At 59.9% G+C, this 16,969-nt stretch carries 17 protein-coding genes and 1 tRNA gene; 3 read left to right on the top strand and 15 right to left on the bottom strand.

Annotation, left to right across the window (positions count from 1 at the left end):
• Positions 1–180: 180 nt before the first annotated feature.
• The 5 genes from H043_RS0106905 to H043_RS0106925 form a co-directional block, all read right to left on the bottom strand.
• A complete protein-coding gene (locus H043_RS0106905; protein ID WP_027611241.1) occupies positions 181–1,416 on the bottom strand; it encodes a methyltransferase in 1,236 nt (411 codons plus the stop codon).
• Positions 1,397–2,086, bottom strand: a complete 690-nt coding sequence (locus H043_RS0106910; protein WP_007961692.1) for an ABC transporter permease — start codon at positions 2,084–2,086, stop codon at positions 1,397–1,399. The genes H043_RS0106905 and H043_RS0106910 overlap by 20 nt, the downstream gene beginning before the upstream one ends.
• Entirely contained in the window at positions 2,083–2,778 is a 696-nt protein-coding gene (locus H043_RS0106915; protein WP_007961693.1) for an ABC transporter permease, read from the bottom strand. The genes H043_RS0106910 and H043_RS0106915 overlap by 4 nt, the downstream gene beginning before the upstream one ends.
• Before the next feature lie 77 nt (positions 2,779–2,855).
• Positions 2,856–3,605, bottom strand: a complete 750-nt coding sequence (locus tag H043_RS0106920; RefSeq protein WP_027611242.1) for an ABC transporter substrate-binding protein — start codon at positions 3,603–3,605, stop codon at positions 2,856–2,858.
• A 13-nt stretch (positions 3,606–3,618) separates the two neighbouring features.
• A complete protein-coding gene (locus tag H043_RS0106925) occupies positions 3,619–4,392 on the bottom strand; it encodes an ABC transporter ATP-binding protein (RefSeq protein ID WP_007961695.1) in 774 nt (257 codons plus the stop codon).
• A gap of 552 nt (positions 4,393–4,944) precedes the next feature.
• Between H043_RS0106925 and gabP the strand changes: the two genes are divergently transcribed.
• On the top strand, positions 4,945–6,336 hold the full coding sequence (gene gabP, locus H043_RS0106930; protein ID WP_027611243.1) for a GABA permease: 1,392 nt from the start codon (positions 4,945–4,947) through the stop codon (positions 6,334–6,336).
• Positions 6,337–6,406: 70 nt separating this feature from the next.
• Here the strand turns inward: gabP and H043_RS0106935 are convergent, their stop codons facing one another.
• From H043_RS0106935 to H043_RS0106950, 4 genes are all read right to left on the bottom strand, one after another.
• Positions 6,407–6,859 carry a hypothetical protein gene (locus tag H043_RS0106935; protein ID WP_027611244.1) on the bottom strand — a complete coding sequence of 151 codons (453 nt, stop codon included), beginning with the start codon at positions 6,857–6,859 and terminating at the stop codon, positions 6,407–6,409.
• Positions 6,860–6,865: 6 nt separating this feature from the next.
• Entirely contained in the window at positions 6,866–7,279 is a 414-nt protein-coding gene (locus H043_RS0106940) for a hypothetical protein (RefSeq protein WP_027611245.1), read from the bottom strand.
• A gap of 28 nt (positions 7,280–7,307) precedes the next feature.
• Positions 7,308–8,282 carry an alpha/beta fold hydrolase gene (locus H043_RS0106945; protein WP_027611246.1) on the bottom strand — a complete coding sequence of 325 codons (975 nt, stop codon included), beginning with the start codon at positions 8,280–8,282 and terminating at the stop codon, positions 7,308–7,310.
• A 67-nt stretch (positions 8,283–8,349) separates the two neighbouring features.
• Positions 8,350–9,408, bottom strand: a complete 1,059-nt coding sequence (locus H043_RS0106950; RefSeq protein ID WP_027611247.1) for a YhcG family protein — start codon at positions 9,406–9,408, stop codon at positions 8,350–8,352.
• Between the two features lie 258 nt (positions 9,409–9,666).
• Here H043_RS0106950 and H043_RS0106955 point away from each other — a divergent pair, with 258 nt between their 5' ends.
• Entirely contained in the window at positions 9,667–10,116 is a 450-nt protein-coding gene (locus tag H043_RS0106955; protein WP_027611248.1) for a hypothetical protein, read from the top strand.
• 50 nt (positions 10,117–10,166) lie between these two features.
• On the opposite strand, the gene H043_RS0106960 is transcribed toward H043_RS0106955, so the two are convergent.
• From H043_RS0106960 to H043_RS0106985, 6 genes are all read right to left on the bottom strand, one after another.
• Positions 10,167–10,517 carry a hypothetical protein gene (locus H043_RS0106960; RefSeq protein ID WP_027611249.1) on the bottom strand — a complete coding sequence of 117 codons (351 nt, stop codon included), beginning with the start codon at positions 10,515–10,517 and terminating at the stop codon, positions 10,167–10,169.
• A gap of 166 nt (positions 10,518–10,683) precedes the next feature.
• Positions 10,684–10,759: transfer RNA gene (locus tag H043_RS0106965), tRNA-Phe, on the bottom strand.
• 103 nt (positions 10,760–10,862) lie between these two features.
• Positions 10,863–11,135: an oxidative damage protection protein gene (locus tag H043_RS0106970; RefSeq protein WP_003220737.1), complete on the bottom strand. Its 273-nt coding sequence runs from the start codon at positions 11,133–11,135 to the stop codon at positions 10,863–10,865.
• A complete protein-coding gene (mutY, locus tag H043_RS0106975) occupies positions 11,132–12,199 on the bottom strand; it encodes an A/G-specific adenine glycosylase (protein WP_027611250.1) in 1,068 nt (355 codons plus the stop codon). The genes H043_RS0106970 and mutY overlap by 4 nt, the downstream gene beginning before the upstream one ends.
• Positions 12,196–14,421, bottom strand: a complete 2,226-nt coding sequence (locus H043_RS0106980) for an AsmA family protein (RefSeq protein ID WP_027611251.1) — start codon at positions 14,419–14,421, stop codon at positions 12,196–12,198. The genes mutY and H043_RS0106980 overlap by 4 nt, the downstream gene beginning before the upstream one ends.
• Positions 14,422–14,499: 78 nt before the next feature.
• Positions 14,500–14,904 carry an acetyl-CoA sensor PanZ family protein gene (locus tag H043_RS0106985; RefSeq protein ID WP_027611252.1) on the bottom strand — a complete coding sequence of 135 codons (405 nt, stop codon included), beginning with the start codon at positions 14,902–14,904 and terminating at the stop codon, positions 14,500–14,502.
• 223 nt (positions 14,905–15,127) lie between these two features.
• Between H043_RS0106985 and H043_RS0106990 the strand changes: the two genes are divergently transcribed.
• Positions 15,128–16,792, top strand: coding sequence for an OFA family MFS transporter (locus tag H043_RS0106990; RefSeq protein ID WP_027611253.1), 1,665 nt, complete (start codon positions 15,128–15,130; stop codon positions 16,790–16,792).
• The last annotated feature ends 177 nt before the right edge of the window (positions 16,793–16,969 follow it).

A 16,969-nucleotide genomic window follows, 5' to 3' on the forward strand; every position in this document is an offset into this window, starting at 1 on the left:
CTACGGCGGCGTTGCGGGGGATTTGTGGACACGTTCTCATTTTGCGCGCAAAGCCCTGTTTTACAGGTTTTTTATCTATATGAACAAAAAATGACCAATGGTGTTTTTGTCATGCAATGGCCGTAGATATTGGATCCACGGGAAAACCATCAACAGAGTTATCCACAGGCTGTAAAGATTTTAATCGCGCTCGGCCAGCAGCAGAAAATTACGCGGAGTCAGCGGTGCGTCGCAGAAGGTGCCGAGGCGTACGACGTATCCCTGTTCGGTGAGGAAAATGGCTCGATCAAGATTCAGCCAAAGCTCCAGCGGTCGTCGGAACAGTCCGCGCAGTAATTCCAGGTTGCGAACTTCGGCCAACCGCTGCCAACCGGCGGCTTCCAGTGCCTGCCAATCTGGCGTGCCGATTGTGGATAACTCTTTCAGCGCTGCCAGATCGCGGCAGTAATCGGCGAAGGGTTTTTCCAGCCAGGCGCTGGGCAGGGACGGGGTGGGCAGGTATTCGTCTACTCCGCGCACTTGTCGTTGCAGCAGATCAAAGGCCAAACGTCGGGCCATGGAGGTGTCGCGCTGACGTCGGACCCGTGCACCGGCGGTGACGGTTTCGCTCATGGGCAGTGCCAGATCTTCAAGCGAGAGTTGTAGGGCGGATCGCATGCCGGCGCAGGACAAGGCCTGATACTCGCTGCGATCAATCCGGTTGTAACAGCACGGGGCGATGGCCATCTGCTGACATCCGGCCGCGCTCGCCAGTTGCATCAAGCGCACATGCAGATCGCCGCAGGCATGCAGGGCGACCGGGGTGTGCTGAGCACTTATGACGCTTGCTGCGTCTGCCGCCAGCACATCCTGCTCGACATGCAGGGCGTGCAAATGATGGCGCTGACTTAATGCCTGACCGCTGGCGACCAACGCCGGATCGTATTCAACACAGGTCAGCTGTTGCCCGGCACCCAGCAGGCGTCGGCCCAAATGCCCCTTGCCGGAACACCAGTCCAGCCAATGCGCCGGCGGCGAGGCGAAAGACAAGCGACTGGCGAACGCCTCGATCTGCTGCCACTTGCGCCCCGGCACATCGACATTCAATCGATGGCCTGGGGTTTCCAGCGCATGTTCCGGCAACTCTCCGACTGCGCTCAGCTCAGCCGACAACGCCGCCAATGAAGCGAACGGCTCCGGCGCATCGATGAGATCGGCAGGGTGGTTATGCACAAACTCTGCATCTTCCAGCGATCGTCCGCGTAGCCACGAAGCCAATTCGGGGTAGGCGGTTTCCCATGGAAGCGAAAGATAGGTGAACGGACGAGGTTTCCACAGCGCCTGATGCTCAATCAGAAAAGCATCCAGCGCGGTGAAGCGGGCGAGTAGGGCCTCGCCCGTCAGCACGTGGGAAGTTTCAACGCCCTTGGCAGGCATCGACGCGCAGCCAGCGCTCCAGCAGCTTGAAGCCGCGCACCAGCACGTAGGACATCAGCAGATAGAACACGCCGGCGGCGAAGAAGATTTCCACCGGCAGGTAGGTCCGGGCGATGATCGTGCGGGCCATGCCGGTCAGTTCCAGCAGGGTCACGGTGCTCGCCAGCGCGCTGGCCTTGAGCATCAGGATCACTTCATTGCTGTAGGCCGGCAGGCCGATGCGCGCCGCTCGCGGCAGCATGATGTAGAACATCGCCTTGGGCTTGGACATGCCCAACGCCCGCGCCGCCTCGATTTCGCCGGGCGGAATCGCCTGGATCGCGCCGCGCAGAATTTCGGCGATGTACGCCGCCGTGTGCAGGGTCATGGTCGCGGTAGTACACCAGAACGGATCGCGCAGGTAAGGCCACAGCGCGCTGTTACGCACTGCATCGAACTGCGCCAGGCCGTAATAGACGAGGAACAGTTGCACCAGCAGCGGCGTGCCACGGAAAAAGAAGATGTAGGCGTAGGGCAAAGCGCGCACGTACCACAGCTTCGAAGAGCGGGCGATGCCCAGTGGAATGGCCAGCAGCAGGCCGGCAATCACGGCAATCGCCACCAACTCCAGGGTCAGGGTCGCGCCCTGCGCCAGTTTTGGCAGCCATTTGATGATCACTTCCCAGTTCATGAAGCGCTCCTCGCAAAGCCGCGAGCGGCGCGTTTTTCCAGGAAGTGCATGCCGGTCATCGCCAGCACCGTCAGGCCCAGGTACATGACCGCCGCCACCAGATAGAAGGTGAACGGTTGTTTCGACACGGTCACGCCGATCTGCGCGTGACGCATGATTTCTTCCAGGCCGATCACCGACACCAGCGCGGTGTCTTTCATCAGGATCATGAACAGGTTGCCCAGACCGGGCAGGGCGATGCGCCACATCTGCGGCATGATCAGCTTGGTGAAGATCCGCCATTTCGACAGTCCCAGCGCCACACCCGCTTCGCGATGGCCTTTGGGAATGGCAAGGATTGCGCCGCGGAACACTTCCGTGGCGTAGGCGCCGAAGCACAGGCCCAGCGCAATCACGCCGGCGGCGAAGGCGCTGAGTTGCAGGTCGGGATTGCCGAAAAACTCACCGAGGCTGCGCATCAGGTTGACCGTACCGAAGTAGATCAACAGCACCCAGAGCAATTCCGGGACGCCACGCACCAGCGTCGAATAAGTACCGCCAAGCCATTGCAGCGGCTTGTACGGGGAAGTCTTGGCCAAGGCGCCGAGCAGACCGAGCACCAGTCCCAGGCACAGGGCTGTCAGCGCCAGTTTGACGGTCATCAGCGCACCGGCGGCGAGGGCCGGGCCGAATCCGTAGAGGTCGATAATCATGGATTTCTTTTCAAATCGCGGCAGGCAAGGCCGGGAGCCGGCGCCGTCGGATCACGGTGCCGGTTCCGCAGGTCAGATCAATAGATGCTGAACGGGAAGTACTTGTCGTTGATCTTCTTGTAGGTACCGTCAGCGACGATTTCCTTCAGCGCGGCATTCAGCTTCTCACGCAGCGGATCACCTTTACGCACCGCGATGCCGATCTTGTCGCTTTCCACGACCGCGTCGCCCTTGAACTCATAGTTCTTGCCGGCGTCGCTTTTCAGCCAGTCGTAGTTGGCGTACTTGTCGGCCAGGATGGCGTCGACACGACCGGAGGTCAGGTCCAGGTAGGCGTTTTCCTGGGTGTCGTAGAGTTTGACTTCGATATCGCTACCGTAGGTGTCCTCCAGCCAGGTACCGGCGAGCGTTGCGCGCTGAGTGCCGATGATCTTGCCTTTGAGCGAATCCTTGTCGGTTTTGAAGTCTTTATCTTTCGGTGCGATGAACTGCAGTTTGTTCGAGTAGTACGGGTCGGTGAAATCTACCGCGCCCTTGCGCTCTTCGGTGATCGACAGCGAGGAGACCAGGAAGTCGAACTTCTTGGCGTTCAGCGCAGGAATGATGCCGTCCCAATCGGAAGTGACCACGCTGCACTCGACTTTCATCTTGGCGCAGAGGGCGTCGCCGATGTCTTTGTCGAAGCCGACCACGTTGCCGCTGGCGTCTTTGTTGTTGAACGGCGGGTAAGCCGCTTCGATGCCCATCTTCAGAGTCTCGGCCATGGCACCGGCGCTGAACGCGAGGGTGACGGCGGCGGCCAGGAAGACCTTTTTAAAATTCTGCATGCATGTTGCTCCGTTAGCGGTTGCTGGACATGAATTGTTTGCAGCGCGCCGAAAGCGGGTTTTCGAACACCTGCTGAGGCGATCCTTGCTCTTCCACCAGCCCCTGGTGGAGGAACACCACTTCGCTGGAGACCTGACGGGCAAAGCCCATTTCGTGGGTCACCAACAACATGGTGCGGCCTTCTTCGGCCAGTGCGCGGATGACACTAAGTACTTCCTGAACCATTTCCGGGTCAAGGGCGGAGGTGGGCTCGTCGAACAGAATCACCTTCGGCTGCATCGCCAGCGTGCGGGCAATCGCGGCGCGTTGTTGTTGACCGCCGGACAGTTGCGCCGGGTAGGCGTGGCGCTTGTCGGCGATGCCGACCTTGGCCAGCAGCGCTTCGGCGACTTCGATTGCCTCGGCCTTGCTCTGGCCGAGCACGCGGCGCGGGGCTTCGATGATGTTGTCGAGCACGCTCATGTGCGGCCACAGATTAAAGTTTTGAAATACAAAACCAATCTCGGAACGCAGACGGTTGATCTGTTTGCCATCAGCGGCAACCAGTTCGCCATTCTTGGCGGGCTTGAGCTTGAGTTCCTCACCGGCCACCAGAATCTGGCCCTGGTGCGGGTTTTCCAACAGGTTGATGCAACGCAGGAACGTGGACTTGCCGGAACCGGAGGAACCGAGGATCGAGATCACATCGCCGTCGCGGGCGGTCAGCGAGATACCTTTGAGCACCTCAAGCTGTCCGTAGCGTTTGTGCAAGTTGCGGATTTCAAGCGCGGGCGTGGCCTCAGCCATGTGCGTTCCTCATATATGTTGCGCTCCTGCTGTTGGCGGGCCTTCCTGGCGAGGCGGCCAAGCTAGCATAGCGTTTCAATGGCAGCCAACAGCGCTACGAGCGGTAAGCGGATGGCGTGTGGCAGGTTGTCGCATCGGCACAGCAGACTGTCGCCACATCAACAACCGAACGGGTGTTTGAACGTGCAAACCCGTGGGTGTTGCGTAAAAAAAGGCGCGATGGTGCCAGCTTTGGCGGGGTGTTGGAAGCGCTATCCGGCCGAACGTTCCTGAATCGCCCTTTTATTGTGCATCCCACACTTTTTCAGTGTGTTTCTGGTGCGCTGAATCGTCTGAAAAGTGAGTCGCAGGGTAACGCTCTGGCGAATTGCCATTCATTCCAATGACTTGCGATGACTGTCCGGTCTCGCTGAAAACCGCGGCCCAGAAGAGTTTGAAACATTTTGGCGCATTTATTGCGTGCAGAATCTGGAACGCCCTGTTGGTTTCTTTTTACGAGAAGGAAAACCAGACAGGACGGACGCAATCGCTTTCCTCGCAAAGGTAGTTCCGATGAGCAGTACCCCAAGCTCCAATGGCCTCGAACAGGGGCTCAAACCGCGTCATGTGACCATGTTGTCGATCGCCGGTGTTATCGGCGCAGGTCTGTTCGTTGGCTCCGGCCACGCGATCGCTGCCGCCGGCCCCGCCGTGCTGCTGGCCTACGCCGCCGCCGGTACCCTGGTGGTGCTGGTGATGCGCATGCTCGGTGAGATGGCTGTCGCTTCGCCCGACACCGGCTCGTTCTCGACATACGCCGACCGTGCCATCGGGCACTGGGCCGGTTTCACCATCGGCTGGTTGTACTGGTGGTTCTGGGTGTTGGTGATTCCACTGGAAGCCAACGCCGCCGCGACCATTCTCCATGCCTGGTTCCCGGGGATCGAGATCTGGGCGTTTGCACTGATCATCACCATGCTGCTGACGGTCACCAACCTGTTCAGCGTGAAAAACTACGGTGAATTCGAATTCTGGTTTGCCTTGATCAAAGTCCTGGCGATCATCGGCTTCATCGCGCTGGGTCTTGCGGCCGTTTTCGGCTTCCTGCCGAACAGCCAGGTCAGCGGTGTTTCGCACCTGTTTGATTCCGGCGGCTTCCTGCCAAACGGCATGGGCGCGGTGCTGGGTGCAATCCTGACCACCATGTTCTCGTTCATGGGTACTGAAATCGTGACCATCGCGGCTGCGGAATCGAAGAACCCGGGCAAGCAGATTTCCAAGGCCACCAACTCGGTGATCTGGCGGATCGGCCTGTTCTACCTCGTATCGATCTTCATCGTTGTGGCCCTGGTACCGTGGAACGATCCTACGCTGGCCAACCTCGGTTCCTACCAGACCGTGCTTGAGCGCATGGGCATTCCGAACGCGAAAATGATCGTCGACATCGTAGTGCTGGTCGCGGTCACCAGTTGCCTGAACTCGGCGCTGTACACCTCGTCGCGCATGCTGTTCTCCCTCGGCAAGCGCGGTGATGCACCGGCGATGTCGACTCGGGTCAACAAAAGCGGTACACCTTACTGGGCCGTCATGCTGTCGACCGGCGCGGCGTTCCTCTGCACCTTCGCCAACTATGTGGCCCCGGCTGCCGTGTTCGAATTCCTGCTGGCCAGCTCCGGCGCCATCGCGCTGCTGGTGTACCTGGTAATCGCGTTCTCGCAACTGCGCATGCGTAAACAACGCATGGCCCGCGGCGAGAAAATCGTCTTCAGCATGTGGCTGTTCCCGGGCCTGACCTACGCGGTGATCATCTTCATTGTCGCCGCCCTGACCATCATGCTGTTCCAGGAAGCCCACCGCGTGGAAATCCTCGCAACCGGCCTACTGAGCCTCATGGTAGTCGCCGCCGGCCTGCTGGTGGCACGCCGTCGCAAGCTGGAAAACCGTGGTGCGGTGGTGTTGAACTGATCCGCAACGCGTAATGCAAAACGGCCGCTGTCAGTAATGACGAGCGGCCGTTTTTGTTTGTGCGCGGGGTTTATTCGCCCTTGTCTTCCTGGGTGTCCAGCGACTTGCCGTAAGTATCCAGCGCAATCCCGAAATCGGTGATGAACTGTGGCTCAGTCAGCCAGGCCTGGGCGGTTTCGATGTCCATGCCGTCGGCCCACATGCGGTAGTCGATCAGCATGTCGGCGGCCAGGTGAGTGGCGGCCATGCCTTCGTTCTCGGCGTTTTCCATGTCCAGCAGTTCTGGATGGTCAACGATGATGAACGCCAGTTCGCGCAGCAGGGTCAGCAGCATTTCGTTGCGACTGACGGCTTCGGCGTCGCGCATTTTGCTGAACATTGCGAGGGTGTATTCCGGGATCGGCTCGTCCAGATGCCCGAGGTTGTCGTCCTGGTCCAGCGGCTTACGGCCGACCATGCGGATGTGCTTGGCTTTGGCCTTGGCGCGTTTGGCGCGTTTCTGTTGCTTGTTCAGGGATGCCATGGGAACTCAGTTCTTCTGTTGGGTTTGTGCGGCGATCGCGTCGGACGCCGCCACATAGTCGGCCTGGAAGGCCGGGGATTCGATCCACGCCAGGGCGCCGGCTTCGTCGGTTTCCTGCGACCACTGGCGGTACTCGATCAGCGCGGCGAGGATGAAATCCATCGCGCCTTCTTCGCCTTCCTGCTCGTAAACCAGCTCCAGCAGCGGGTCTTCGAGGAACGCGGCGCACATGGCTTGCTGGCTGATCTTCTCGGCGTCGATCATTTTCTTGAACAGCTCGGTCAGGTCCACCGACTCGAAGTCGATACGGTCATCGTTCGGGTCCAGTTCGACCGGCGCCTCGGCGCGTTTGCTGCGGTTCTGCTTGGCCTTGGTCTTGGCCCGGGCGGCGCGTTTTTGCTGCTTGTTGGCGGAGGCCATGGTGTGTTCCGTCGTGCGTTGAAAGGGCTCAGCTGCGTGGCACTGGCCGCCCGGGTGTGTCGGGGGCCAACTCGCCGGTTTGCAGCCAGGTCAGAGCAATGGGCCATAGTGTGGCTTGGTATGCGCTGCGAAAAAAGGCGAAATGTCCGACTTGTTGTTCGCCGATGTCCTGCGGCGCGATGCGCAAGTGGGTTTTGTGCGCATGACTGAAGTAGCCGAGCAGGCGTTCGATGGCCGGGATCGTGCCGTAAGGGTCGTCGCTGATGCTGATCGCCAAGGTCTTTGCGCGGACATTGGCGAAGGGCAGGCGACCGCTTGCTTTCAGCAGTCGGCGGCCGCTCGGACGCTGCTCGTAGCGCGCGGCAGGCGTGCTCCAGTCGCGTACGACGCCTGCTGGCGTATCCTCGAGCCAGCCGAGGCGTTTGCCCGGGAAATAGCCACAGAGCCGCGTCAGCAGCGGCATCAGCAAATGCCATTTACCAAACATGCGCCAGCGCTGTGCCGGCGCATAGTCGCGCCAGTAAGCGAACTGCGCGCCGACTGTCACCAGTCGACGAATGACCTGCCCGGACTTGCCAAGTCCCGCCGCGCAACCGCCGAAACTGTGGCCGACCACATCGATGGGCTGGCCGGGGAATTCCCGTTGAGCGCGCTTGAGCATCGCTTCGAAATCCAGCGCGCCCCAATCGGTCCATGTAGCCTCAAGGTCTTTCAGGGTTGCCGGACGCGATTCGCCGATGCCGCGGTAGTCGTAGGTGATCACGTCGAAGCCGTTGGCGAACAGGTAATCGGCGAAGCGCGTGTAGTGTCGGCAGCGTACCGAGGTGGCAGCGTTGATGATGACTACCGGGCGTTGCGCATCGGGCAGGGCGTGACGCCAGGTGAAACCGCCGAGCACAAAGCCATCGGCGGCAACGTCCTTGAAGGCCTCACCTTGTTCGCCAGTCAAAACCGATGACGTTGACTGTTTGTCTTGCGTTGCTGGCGCATCCTGACAGCTCATCGCTTTCGACCCTTTCGCGGAGCTGTCAACAATAGCCTTCGCGCCACACGGGAACAATCCGCCGTTTCTATTCAGCGGATTGCAGGAGCAGGCGTTCTTCGATCAGAGCCTGTTCCCGATTGAGTTCGGCGCGCAGCTCTTCCTCACTCGGCAGTATGGTTTTGTAACTGCTGGCGAACAGTTGCTCATTGCCCTTGAGCATTGAGTAACGCGCGACCGAGTCATTGCTCTCTGCACACAGAATGATCCCGACTGTCGGCTTGTCGCCTTCGCTGCGCTTGAGTTCGTCGTACATGCGCACGTACATGTCCATTTGTCCGACGTCGCGAGCGCTGAGCTTGCCGCGCTTGAGGTCAATGATCACGAAGCATTTGAGTACGTAGTTGTAGAACACCAGGTCGATGTACAGATCGTCACCATCGGTGCTGATGCGTTGTTGTCGAGCGACAAAGGAAAAGCCTTTGCCAAGTTCCAGGAGAAAGCCCTGCAGGTGGTCGATGAGAGCCTGTTCGAGACGACTCTCCCTGACTTTGCCAGCCGACGGTAGCCCAAGGAATTCAAGCATGACGGGATCACGTATGAACTCGCGCGGATGGGGTTTCATGGCTGCAATGTTGGTGGTGGCTTCTTCGATCACATCGGCCTTGTCCCGACTCATCAACAGTCGCTCGTAGTAGAGCGTATTGATCTGGCGATCAAGGGCGCGGCTGGACCAGTTCAGGTTGGCAGATTCTTCCATGTACCAATGACGAGCCTTGTCACTGGTGACGCCCAAAAGCCGCCGATAGTGTGTCCAACTCAATTCGGAACGCACTGCGTTCCAAATGGGAAACAACTGATAAAAACTCCGCATATAGCGCAGATTTCGATCATCAAACCCCCTCCCGAACTGCGCCGTCAGATCCTTTGCCAACAAGGCCAGCAACCGCTTGCCATACCCCGCCCGCTGCGCCCCTTGCTGTTCAAACTCGACAATATGCCGGCCGATCTGCCAACAGGTCTGGACTTGAATCGTATCAACCGCACGCAGCACTTTTTGCCGCGCCTGGCGGATCAGTTCGCCCAACTCTCCCAGCAATGAATCGATTTTCGGGTCTTGCGCATCATCAGGTTTTAACGGGTTCATCGAGTCTTCCGCATCATTGGAAACAGACGCAAAAGCATGCCGGGATTCACCGCTCGGCGATGTCGGGCGAGCCTGTGAAGTCAGCAGGAAGGCGGGATGGGTAGTGCAGGACGTTGCCGGCAAAAGGCGTATTGATAGCAATGGTCTGTAGTCCATTTCGTACATGCGCCAAGTACCAATCAATCTAAAACAAGCCTTGCGGTGCCAAATCTAAAAAAGGGTAACGATTGGGTTCTTCAGAACCCGGGAGTCGCCATCATGAAAAACATTCGTTCATTCATGCTGCCGCTCGCTGCTGTCGGTTGGCTGCTGTTGCCTGGCATGTCCCAGGCCGCCAACCTGGAACCGGTCGACAGTGCCGGCGTGCAAGTCCAGCAACAACAGCAAAACGGCATCAACTACCTGTCCGGCGGGATCGGCCTGGACGAGTCAAAAGCCATTCAGCAAACCCCCGGCTACAACTTGCACATGACGTTCGCGGTGGGCGCGCAAGACCAGTACACCGCTGATGTCGATGTGGTGATTCAAAAGTCGCCGGGGCAAACCGTGCTGACCCTCACTCAAACGGGTCCGCTGGTGTACGTGCAACTGCCACCCGGTAAGTACACCGTGGTCGCCACGCGCAATGGCGAAACACGGCGTGACGTGACAGACGTTGGCAGCGGCACTGCGCGCAATCTGGTGTTCCACTGGAATGACGCTGGATAACGTTGGGTGTATTGAAGAATCGAGGCGCGGGTACAATCCCGCGCCTTCCTTTACCCCCGCGTACGCTTGGCCTTCTGCTTGTTGCCGGGTTCGCGCGCCATTCGGTGAATCCACAATCCAATCCAGCCGACGGCTATCAGGAACAGGGTGCCAACGCACTGCGACACGATCTCGAACCAGAACATTCGCGGTTGCAGCGCGAGGGTGTAGATATGGCGTGGGCCCGATCGGTTCCAGGTGGTGATGGAGCCGCTGATCAAGCTGTGGATGATCAGATAAGTCGACGCGGCGATGAGGAAGGCGATCAGTACGCCGACCAGCACCGTCAGCCAGAATGCCACCCGACTCTGGCGATAGGGTGGCGGATGGGGCAGGGGGACGCGGGTTCTTTTCTGGTTCATCGAGCGGATGACCCTCTTCCATAAGGTGCGGCCAAAGTAGCGCGGATCGTCTTTGTTCGAAACCCGTCGCGCATTTGCGCAGCCCAGAAAAAAGACTGGATTGAGCCGCCATCAAATCGCAGGCATAAAAAAACCCTGAATCTTGCGATTCAGGGTTTTCGGTATTTGGTGCCCAGAGACGGAATCGAACCGCCGACACGGGGATTTTCAATCCCCTGCTCTACCGACTGAGCTATCTGGGCAACGGGGCGCATTAAAAGGGTTTTTCGGATTTACGTCAACGACTTTTTTAAAATTTCTTAAATTAATTCCGTCGCTTACGATCCGCCCCCCGATTTTGCGGGTTTACTCCGCAGGCGGAACGTAGCCTTCCGCCTTGGCGTAATCCTCGCCGGAGAAGTACTTGTCCATTTCGCCCTGCAGATATTTGCGGTCTTCGGCGTTCATCATGTTCAGACGCTTTTCGTTGATCAGCAGGGTCTGGTGTTTCTGCCAGTCAGCCCAGGCTTTGGCCGAGACGTGGTCAAAAATATCCTGACCTTTGGCGCCCGGGAAAGGAGCGCGTTCCAGCGCGGGCAGTTCTTCTTTGTACTTGCGGCACATGATGGTGCGGGTCATGACGACTCTCCTGCGTTCAATACGGCGGCCGCGCGTTCGAGCAAGGTTTTGACCGGGGCGGCAAGGCCCAGGCGCGGCGGGGTGGCGAGGTTATACCAGAGCCAGTCGGCCTCGGCCACGTGCTGACCGGCCTCCTGCACCTGAACCAGCCAGGGTTCAATGGACAGCTGGAAATGGCTGAACGTGTGGATGAGGCTTGGCAGCGCCTGCTGCTCGCCCATGGTCAGCGAGTGCTGGTCGGCCAGATGTTGCAGGTCGTCGAGATCGTCGAGTTCCGGCAGGCTCCATAAACCGCCCCAAAGCCCCGTGGACGGGCGGCGATAAAGCAGAATCGCGCCTTCGCCGTTGGCCAGCAGCGGCATCAGCGTGCGTTTTTGCGGGATGGCCTTGCGCGGCTTGGGGATCGGGTAGCGCGTCTCCAGGCCGAGCATGTGCGCCTCGCAGCCCTTTTCCAGCGGGCACAGAAGGCAGCTCGGTTTGCTGCGCGTACACAGCGTGGCACCGAGATCCATCATCGCCTGGGTGTAGGCGTTGACCCGATCGTGCGGCGTGAAACGCTCTGCGTTGGCCCACAGCTGTTTGGCGACCTTCGGTTCCCCCGGGTAACCCTCTTGCGCGGTAAAACGCGCCAGAACGCGTTTGACGTTGCCATCGAGGATCGGCGCGCGCAGGCCCATGCTGATGCTGGCGATGGCGCCGGCGGTGGACAGGCCGATCCCCGGCAAATCCGTCAGCTTTTCGACGTCTCGCGGAAATTCGCCGCCGTACTGGCTGACGACGATCTTTGCGGTCTTCTGCAGGTTGCGTGCTCGGGTGTAATAACCGAGCCCGGTCCACAGATGCAGCACTTCGTCCTCCGGCGCTTCGGCCAGCGCTTGCACCGTTGGCAGCGCGGCCATGAAGCGGTCGAAGTAATTGAGCACGGTGCTGACCTGGGTCTGCTGCAACATGATCTCCGACACCCACACCCGATACGGATTGATGTCTTGCTGCCAAGGCAAATCGTGGCGGCCGTGGCGGTCAAACCATTCCAGCACCGCCGTGGAAAACTGCTCCGCTGTCATCGCTTGAACAGCCCCTTCAATGCGTTTTTCAATTCCGGGCTGACCTTGTCGCCAAGTTTTTCATCGATCTTCTCGCTGAGTTTGTCACCGGCCATTTTGGTCGCGACCTGGCCGAGACGTTCGTTGTCCACACGGCAGGCCTTGGCGCCCAGTTCCAATGGGCCGCGGCAGCGCAGCGGCCACTCGATGCCGACGAATTTCTCGCCGACCTGACAGGCCGGATCCGGCATCGCGCTGGTGTCGCCTTCGACGATGATGCCGACGCGGTAATCCATGCCCAGCACCCGCAGGTCGATGTCGCCATCGCCGTTGACGGTCATGCCGGGGATGCGCACTTTCAGGTCCGGGTTGCTGGCGATGCCGTTGCGGAAGGTCAGGTTGCCCTTGAGTTCCTGGAACGGCGTGTCCTTGCCCCGTGGCTCGCCGCTGAGGGTTTTGCGGTTGAGGGTGGCGATGCCTTTGCACAGTTGCTGTTCAAGGTTGGCGTTGAGCAGCACACCGTTGTTGATCACGAAACTGGCGTTGCCGTTGAGGGTTTCGATCAGCGCCTGCTGGCTGTTGCCGCTGCCGGTGAGGCTGCTGGTCAGTGTGACCAGGCCTTTGACCGGCGGATTCTTGCCCTGGCTTTCGAGGATTTTCTCGGCCGGCACGCGGTTGATCCTGGTTTGCAGGTTCAGCACCGGCGCACTTGGGCGTACGTCGAGGGTGCCCTTGGCTTCGAAGTCGCCGTTGTACAGGCCGCCACGCAGATTTTCCAACGTCAGCAGGCCGCCCTGGCCGGTGGCTTTGAGCGCGGCGTTCTGGATTGGCAGTTTGTCGAGGGTCAGTTGGCCGAAGCTCAGATCGGCATCAACGTCGAGTTTGGCCAGACGCTCGACCGGCAGCAGACGCTCGGTGCTCCAGGCGCTTTTGCTTGGTTTGTCCGGCAACGGTGTGCTGCCAGCGCCGGCCATGGCATCGGCTTCGGTGCTGGCGACTTCGGCCTGACGCACTTGCGTGGCGTTTTTGGCTTTTTCCGATTTCGGCGGCAGGTAGCGGTCGACGTCGAACGTGTCAGCCTTGAGGATCGCCCGCAGCGACTGCTTGGCGAAATCTTCCACGGCAATGCGCCCGCTGAAGCTGCTGTCGTCGAGTTTCAGGTTGATGTTGTCGAAGGCGACGCTGGTTGGCGTGGCGGCCACGCGGCTGACCAGTTCGACCTTGGTCAGGCTGCCGGGCGCCATGGCTGGCAACGTCTGGCCGATGCTATCGACAAATTTCGCCAGGTCGAACTGGGCGATCGAGATTCCGCCAGTGATCTGCGGGGTCTTGTCGAGGTCGTTGGCTTTCAGCTCACCGAGGGCACGCAACTGGTTGGCGGAGATCTTGATCCCGGTCCATTCGGCGACGTTCGCTGCCTTGTCCAGGGAAATCTGGCCTTGGGCGGAGAAGGTCATGGCCTTGCCTTGTAGTGGGTCGCCGGTCAGTTCGCCGGACAGTTTCATGTCTTCGAACTTGTAACGTTGCAGGGCGCGTTCGATGCGCAGCTCGCCGTTGAGCTCGGTGCGCACCCGCAGCACAGGCTGATTGGTGCTGAGGAACGCCGTGGCTTTCAGCGGAATGTTGGTCGAATCGTGTACCGCACCGGTGCTCAGCTGGATGCTTTCGGCACTGTACTGCTTGCCGGTTTGCTCGTCGGTGTATTCAACCCGGGCGTTGTTGACGGTCAGGCTGTCGATGTCGAGGCGGATCGGCTGCGGCGGTTTTTCCGGCTGGACGGGGGCCTCTGCAACAGGCGGGCTGGCAGGCGTCGGGCTGCCGGCAGGCGTGGCAGGAGGTGGCAGCTTGCCGATGTCTTCCCAGTTGCCGTGGCCGTTCTTGTCGCGTTTGAGGCGCAGGTTCAGGCCTTCGACGCGCACATCGCTCATCTGCACTTCGCGGCGCAACAGCGGCAGCACGCGCACGGACAGGCCGAGCATCTGCAGGTCGGCATACGGTTCGGTCGGGTTGATCAGGGTGGCGATGCTGGCCTCATGCAGTTCCAGGCCGAGCCACGGGAACAGGCTCCAGCCGATATCGCCATTGAGCGTCAGCTCGATGTGGGCCTTGTCGCGGGCTATCTGGCGAATCTCGTCTTTATAGTCGTTGGGATCAAACAGGTGGGTCAGGGCGAAGCCCGCCGCCACAATGATCAGCAACAGCCCGAGAAGTACCAGACCCAGGATTTTGCCGAACGCTTTCATGGGCGAGTCCTTGTAGTTAGTCGAATTCGTAATTTAGCCGGGGAGTATAGCGCTGCATCCGCCCGGTTCGGGGCGCTGTCATGTCGCAATGAGGTCCAGCGGCAATTGCAATCTGGCGGCCAGCGCCTGGATTTCAAGGTGCCCGGCCGGTGCCAGCAGGCGCAGTTGGGCACCCGCTTGCGACGCCATTTTCTGTGCTTGGTTCACCAGTCTCTCGGCTACCCCACGGCGCCGGGTGACTTTTCGTACACACAAATGTGACAAGTGCCAAACCTTGTCGTGCCTTGTCAGGCGTGCTGCACCGAGCAGGCGATCGTTGAAACGTCCTGCAATCAAAGAGCCGTCAGCCAGGCTGTTTTCGATCAGTTGAGCGTCCCCGGAATACGGTGCGAACAGCCATTGCGGAGCGTCACGATAGATTTTTTGCAGGTCCTGTTGATCCTGGTAACTGGCATCGTTCAGCGCTTGGACAGCGATCGGCATGGCTTTTTCCTGTGGGGACGAGATCAGATGACATGAAAAAGGTGATATCAGTTTGGTTTTTCTGTCACGTGCAAATGGTAACCTTCGCCGGTTCGTCCGTCCTTCTGCGACTTAACGTCGCGCCTTCAAGGAGCTTCACCCGAAAAAACGGTCATGCCTGCGTGCATAAAGGCCGAGGGTGAGCAGTGGCTGGCGAACCATACTAATAATTGGGGGATACACAATGAGCACGAGCATCACGGCGGACGGTCTTCGCGCCGACCAGCCTGCGTTCCTGTCCAAGGAACGCATCATCGCCAAGCCCGGTTTCAACCGCTGGCTGGTTCCACCGGCCGCTCTGGCCATCCACCTGTGCATCGGCATGGCCTACGGTTTCTCGGTGTTCTGGTTGCCGCTGTCCAAGGCATTGGGCGTCACGGCTCCGGTGGCTTGCGCACCGGACATGAGCTTCATCGCTCGGATCTTCTCTTCGCAATGCGACTGGCCGATCTCCATGCTCGGCTGGATCTACACCCTGTTCTTCATCTTCCTCGGCTGCTCGGCAGCAATCTGGGGTGGCTGGCTGGAACACGCCGGGCCACGCAAGGCCGGTGTGGTGTCGGCACTGTGCTGGTGCGGCGGTCTGCTGATCTCTGCACTGGGTATCTACACCCACCAGATCTGGCTGATGTGGATCGGCTCTGGCGTGATCGGTGGTATCGGTCTGGGCCTGGGCTACATTTCGCCGGTCTCGACCCTGATCAAGTGGTTCCCGGACAAGCGCGGCATGGCGACCGGCATGGCGATCATGGGCTTCGGTGGCGGCGCGATGGTCGGTGCACCGTTGGCGACTGCGCTGATGAGCCACTTCGCTTCGCCTGCCGGTGTCGGCGTGTGGCAAAGCTTCGTGGCCATGGCGGCGATCTACTTCGTGTTCATGATCGGTGGCGCCCTGGCCTACCGCGTGCCGCCAACCGGCTGGAAGCCTGAAGGCTGGACCGCTCCAGCGAAGAAAGCGTCGAACGCGATGATCACCCACCGTCACGTGCACGTGAATGTGGCGTGGAAAACCCCGCAGTTCCGTCTGGTGTGGCTGGTGCTGTGCCTGAACGTGTCGGCCGGTATCGGCATCCTCGGCATGGCCTCGCCACTGCTGCAGGAAGTGTTCGGCGGCAAGCTGCTGGGCGTCGACGTGCCGTTCGGTCAACTGGACGCCGGGCAACTGGCTTCGATCGCTGCGATCGCTGCCGGCTTCACCGGTCTGCTGAGCCTGTTCAACATCGGTGGCCGCTTCTTCTGGGCTTCGTTCTCGGACTACCTGGGTCGCAAAAACACTTACTTCGTGTTCTTCGCCCTCGGTTTTGCGCTGTACGCGCTGATCCCGAACATGGGCCATCTGGGCAACGTTGCGCTGTTCGTGGCGGCGTTCTGCATCATCCTGTCGATGTACGGCGGTGGTTTTGCGACCGTTCCGGCGTATCTGGCCGACCTGTTCGGCACGCAAATGGTCGGTGCGATCCACGGTCGTCTGCTGACTGCCTGGGCCGCCGCCGGCGTGCTCGGCCCGGTGCTGGTGAACTACCTGCGTGAGTATCAGTTGAGCATCGGCGTTGAACGCGCTGCCGCTTACGACATCACCCTGTACATCCTCGCCGGCCTGCTGGTGCTGGGTTTCCTGTGCAACCTGCTGGTGCGTCCGGTGGCTGACAAGTACTTCATGACCGACGCTGAGCTGGCTGCCGAACAGGCGCTGGGCCACGACAAAGGGGCTGATGCGAGCACCGTGCTGGAGTGGAAAGCCGCACCGGGCAGCAAGCCGCTGGCAATCGCTGCATGGCTGGTGGTGGGTATTCCGTTGGCGTGGGGTGTGTGGGTGACCCTGCAGAAGACGGCGGTACTGTTTCACTAAACAAAACGTAGTACCCCTGTAGGAGTGAGCCCTGCTCGCGATAGCGGTCTGACAGTCACGGAAATGTTGGCTGTCACGCCCTCATCGCGAGCAGGCTCACTCCTACAGTTGTTTTCGGGGTGCCTGTAATGGCTTGTATGGACATGTCTACCCGCGACAGCCGGGCGTTCTATCCGT

Source organism: Pseudomonas sp. URIL14HWK12:I6 (genome assembly GCF_000514195.1).
Classification (GTDB): Bacteria; Pseudomonadota; Gammaproteobacteria; order Pseudomonadales; family Pseudomonadaceae; genus Aquipseudomonas; species Aquipseudomonas putida_A.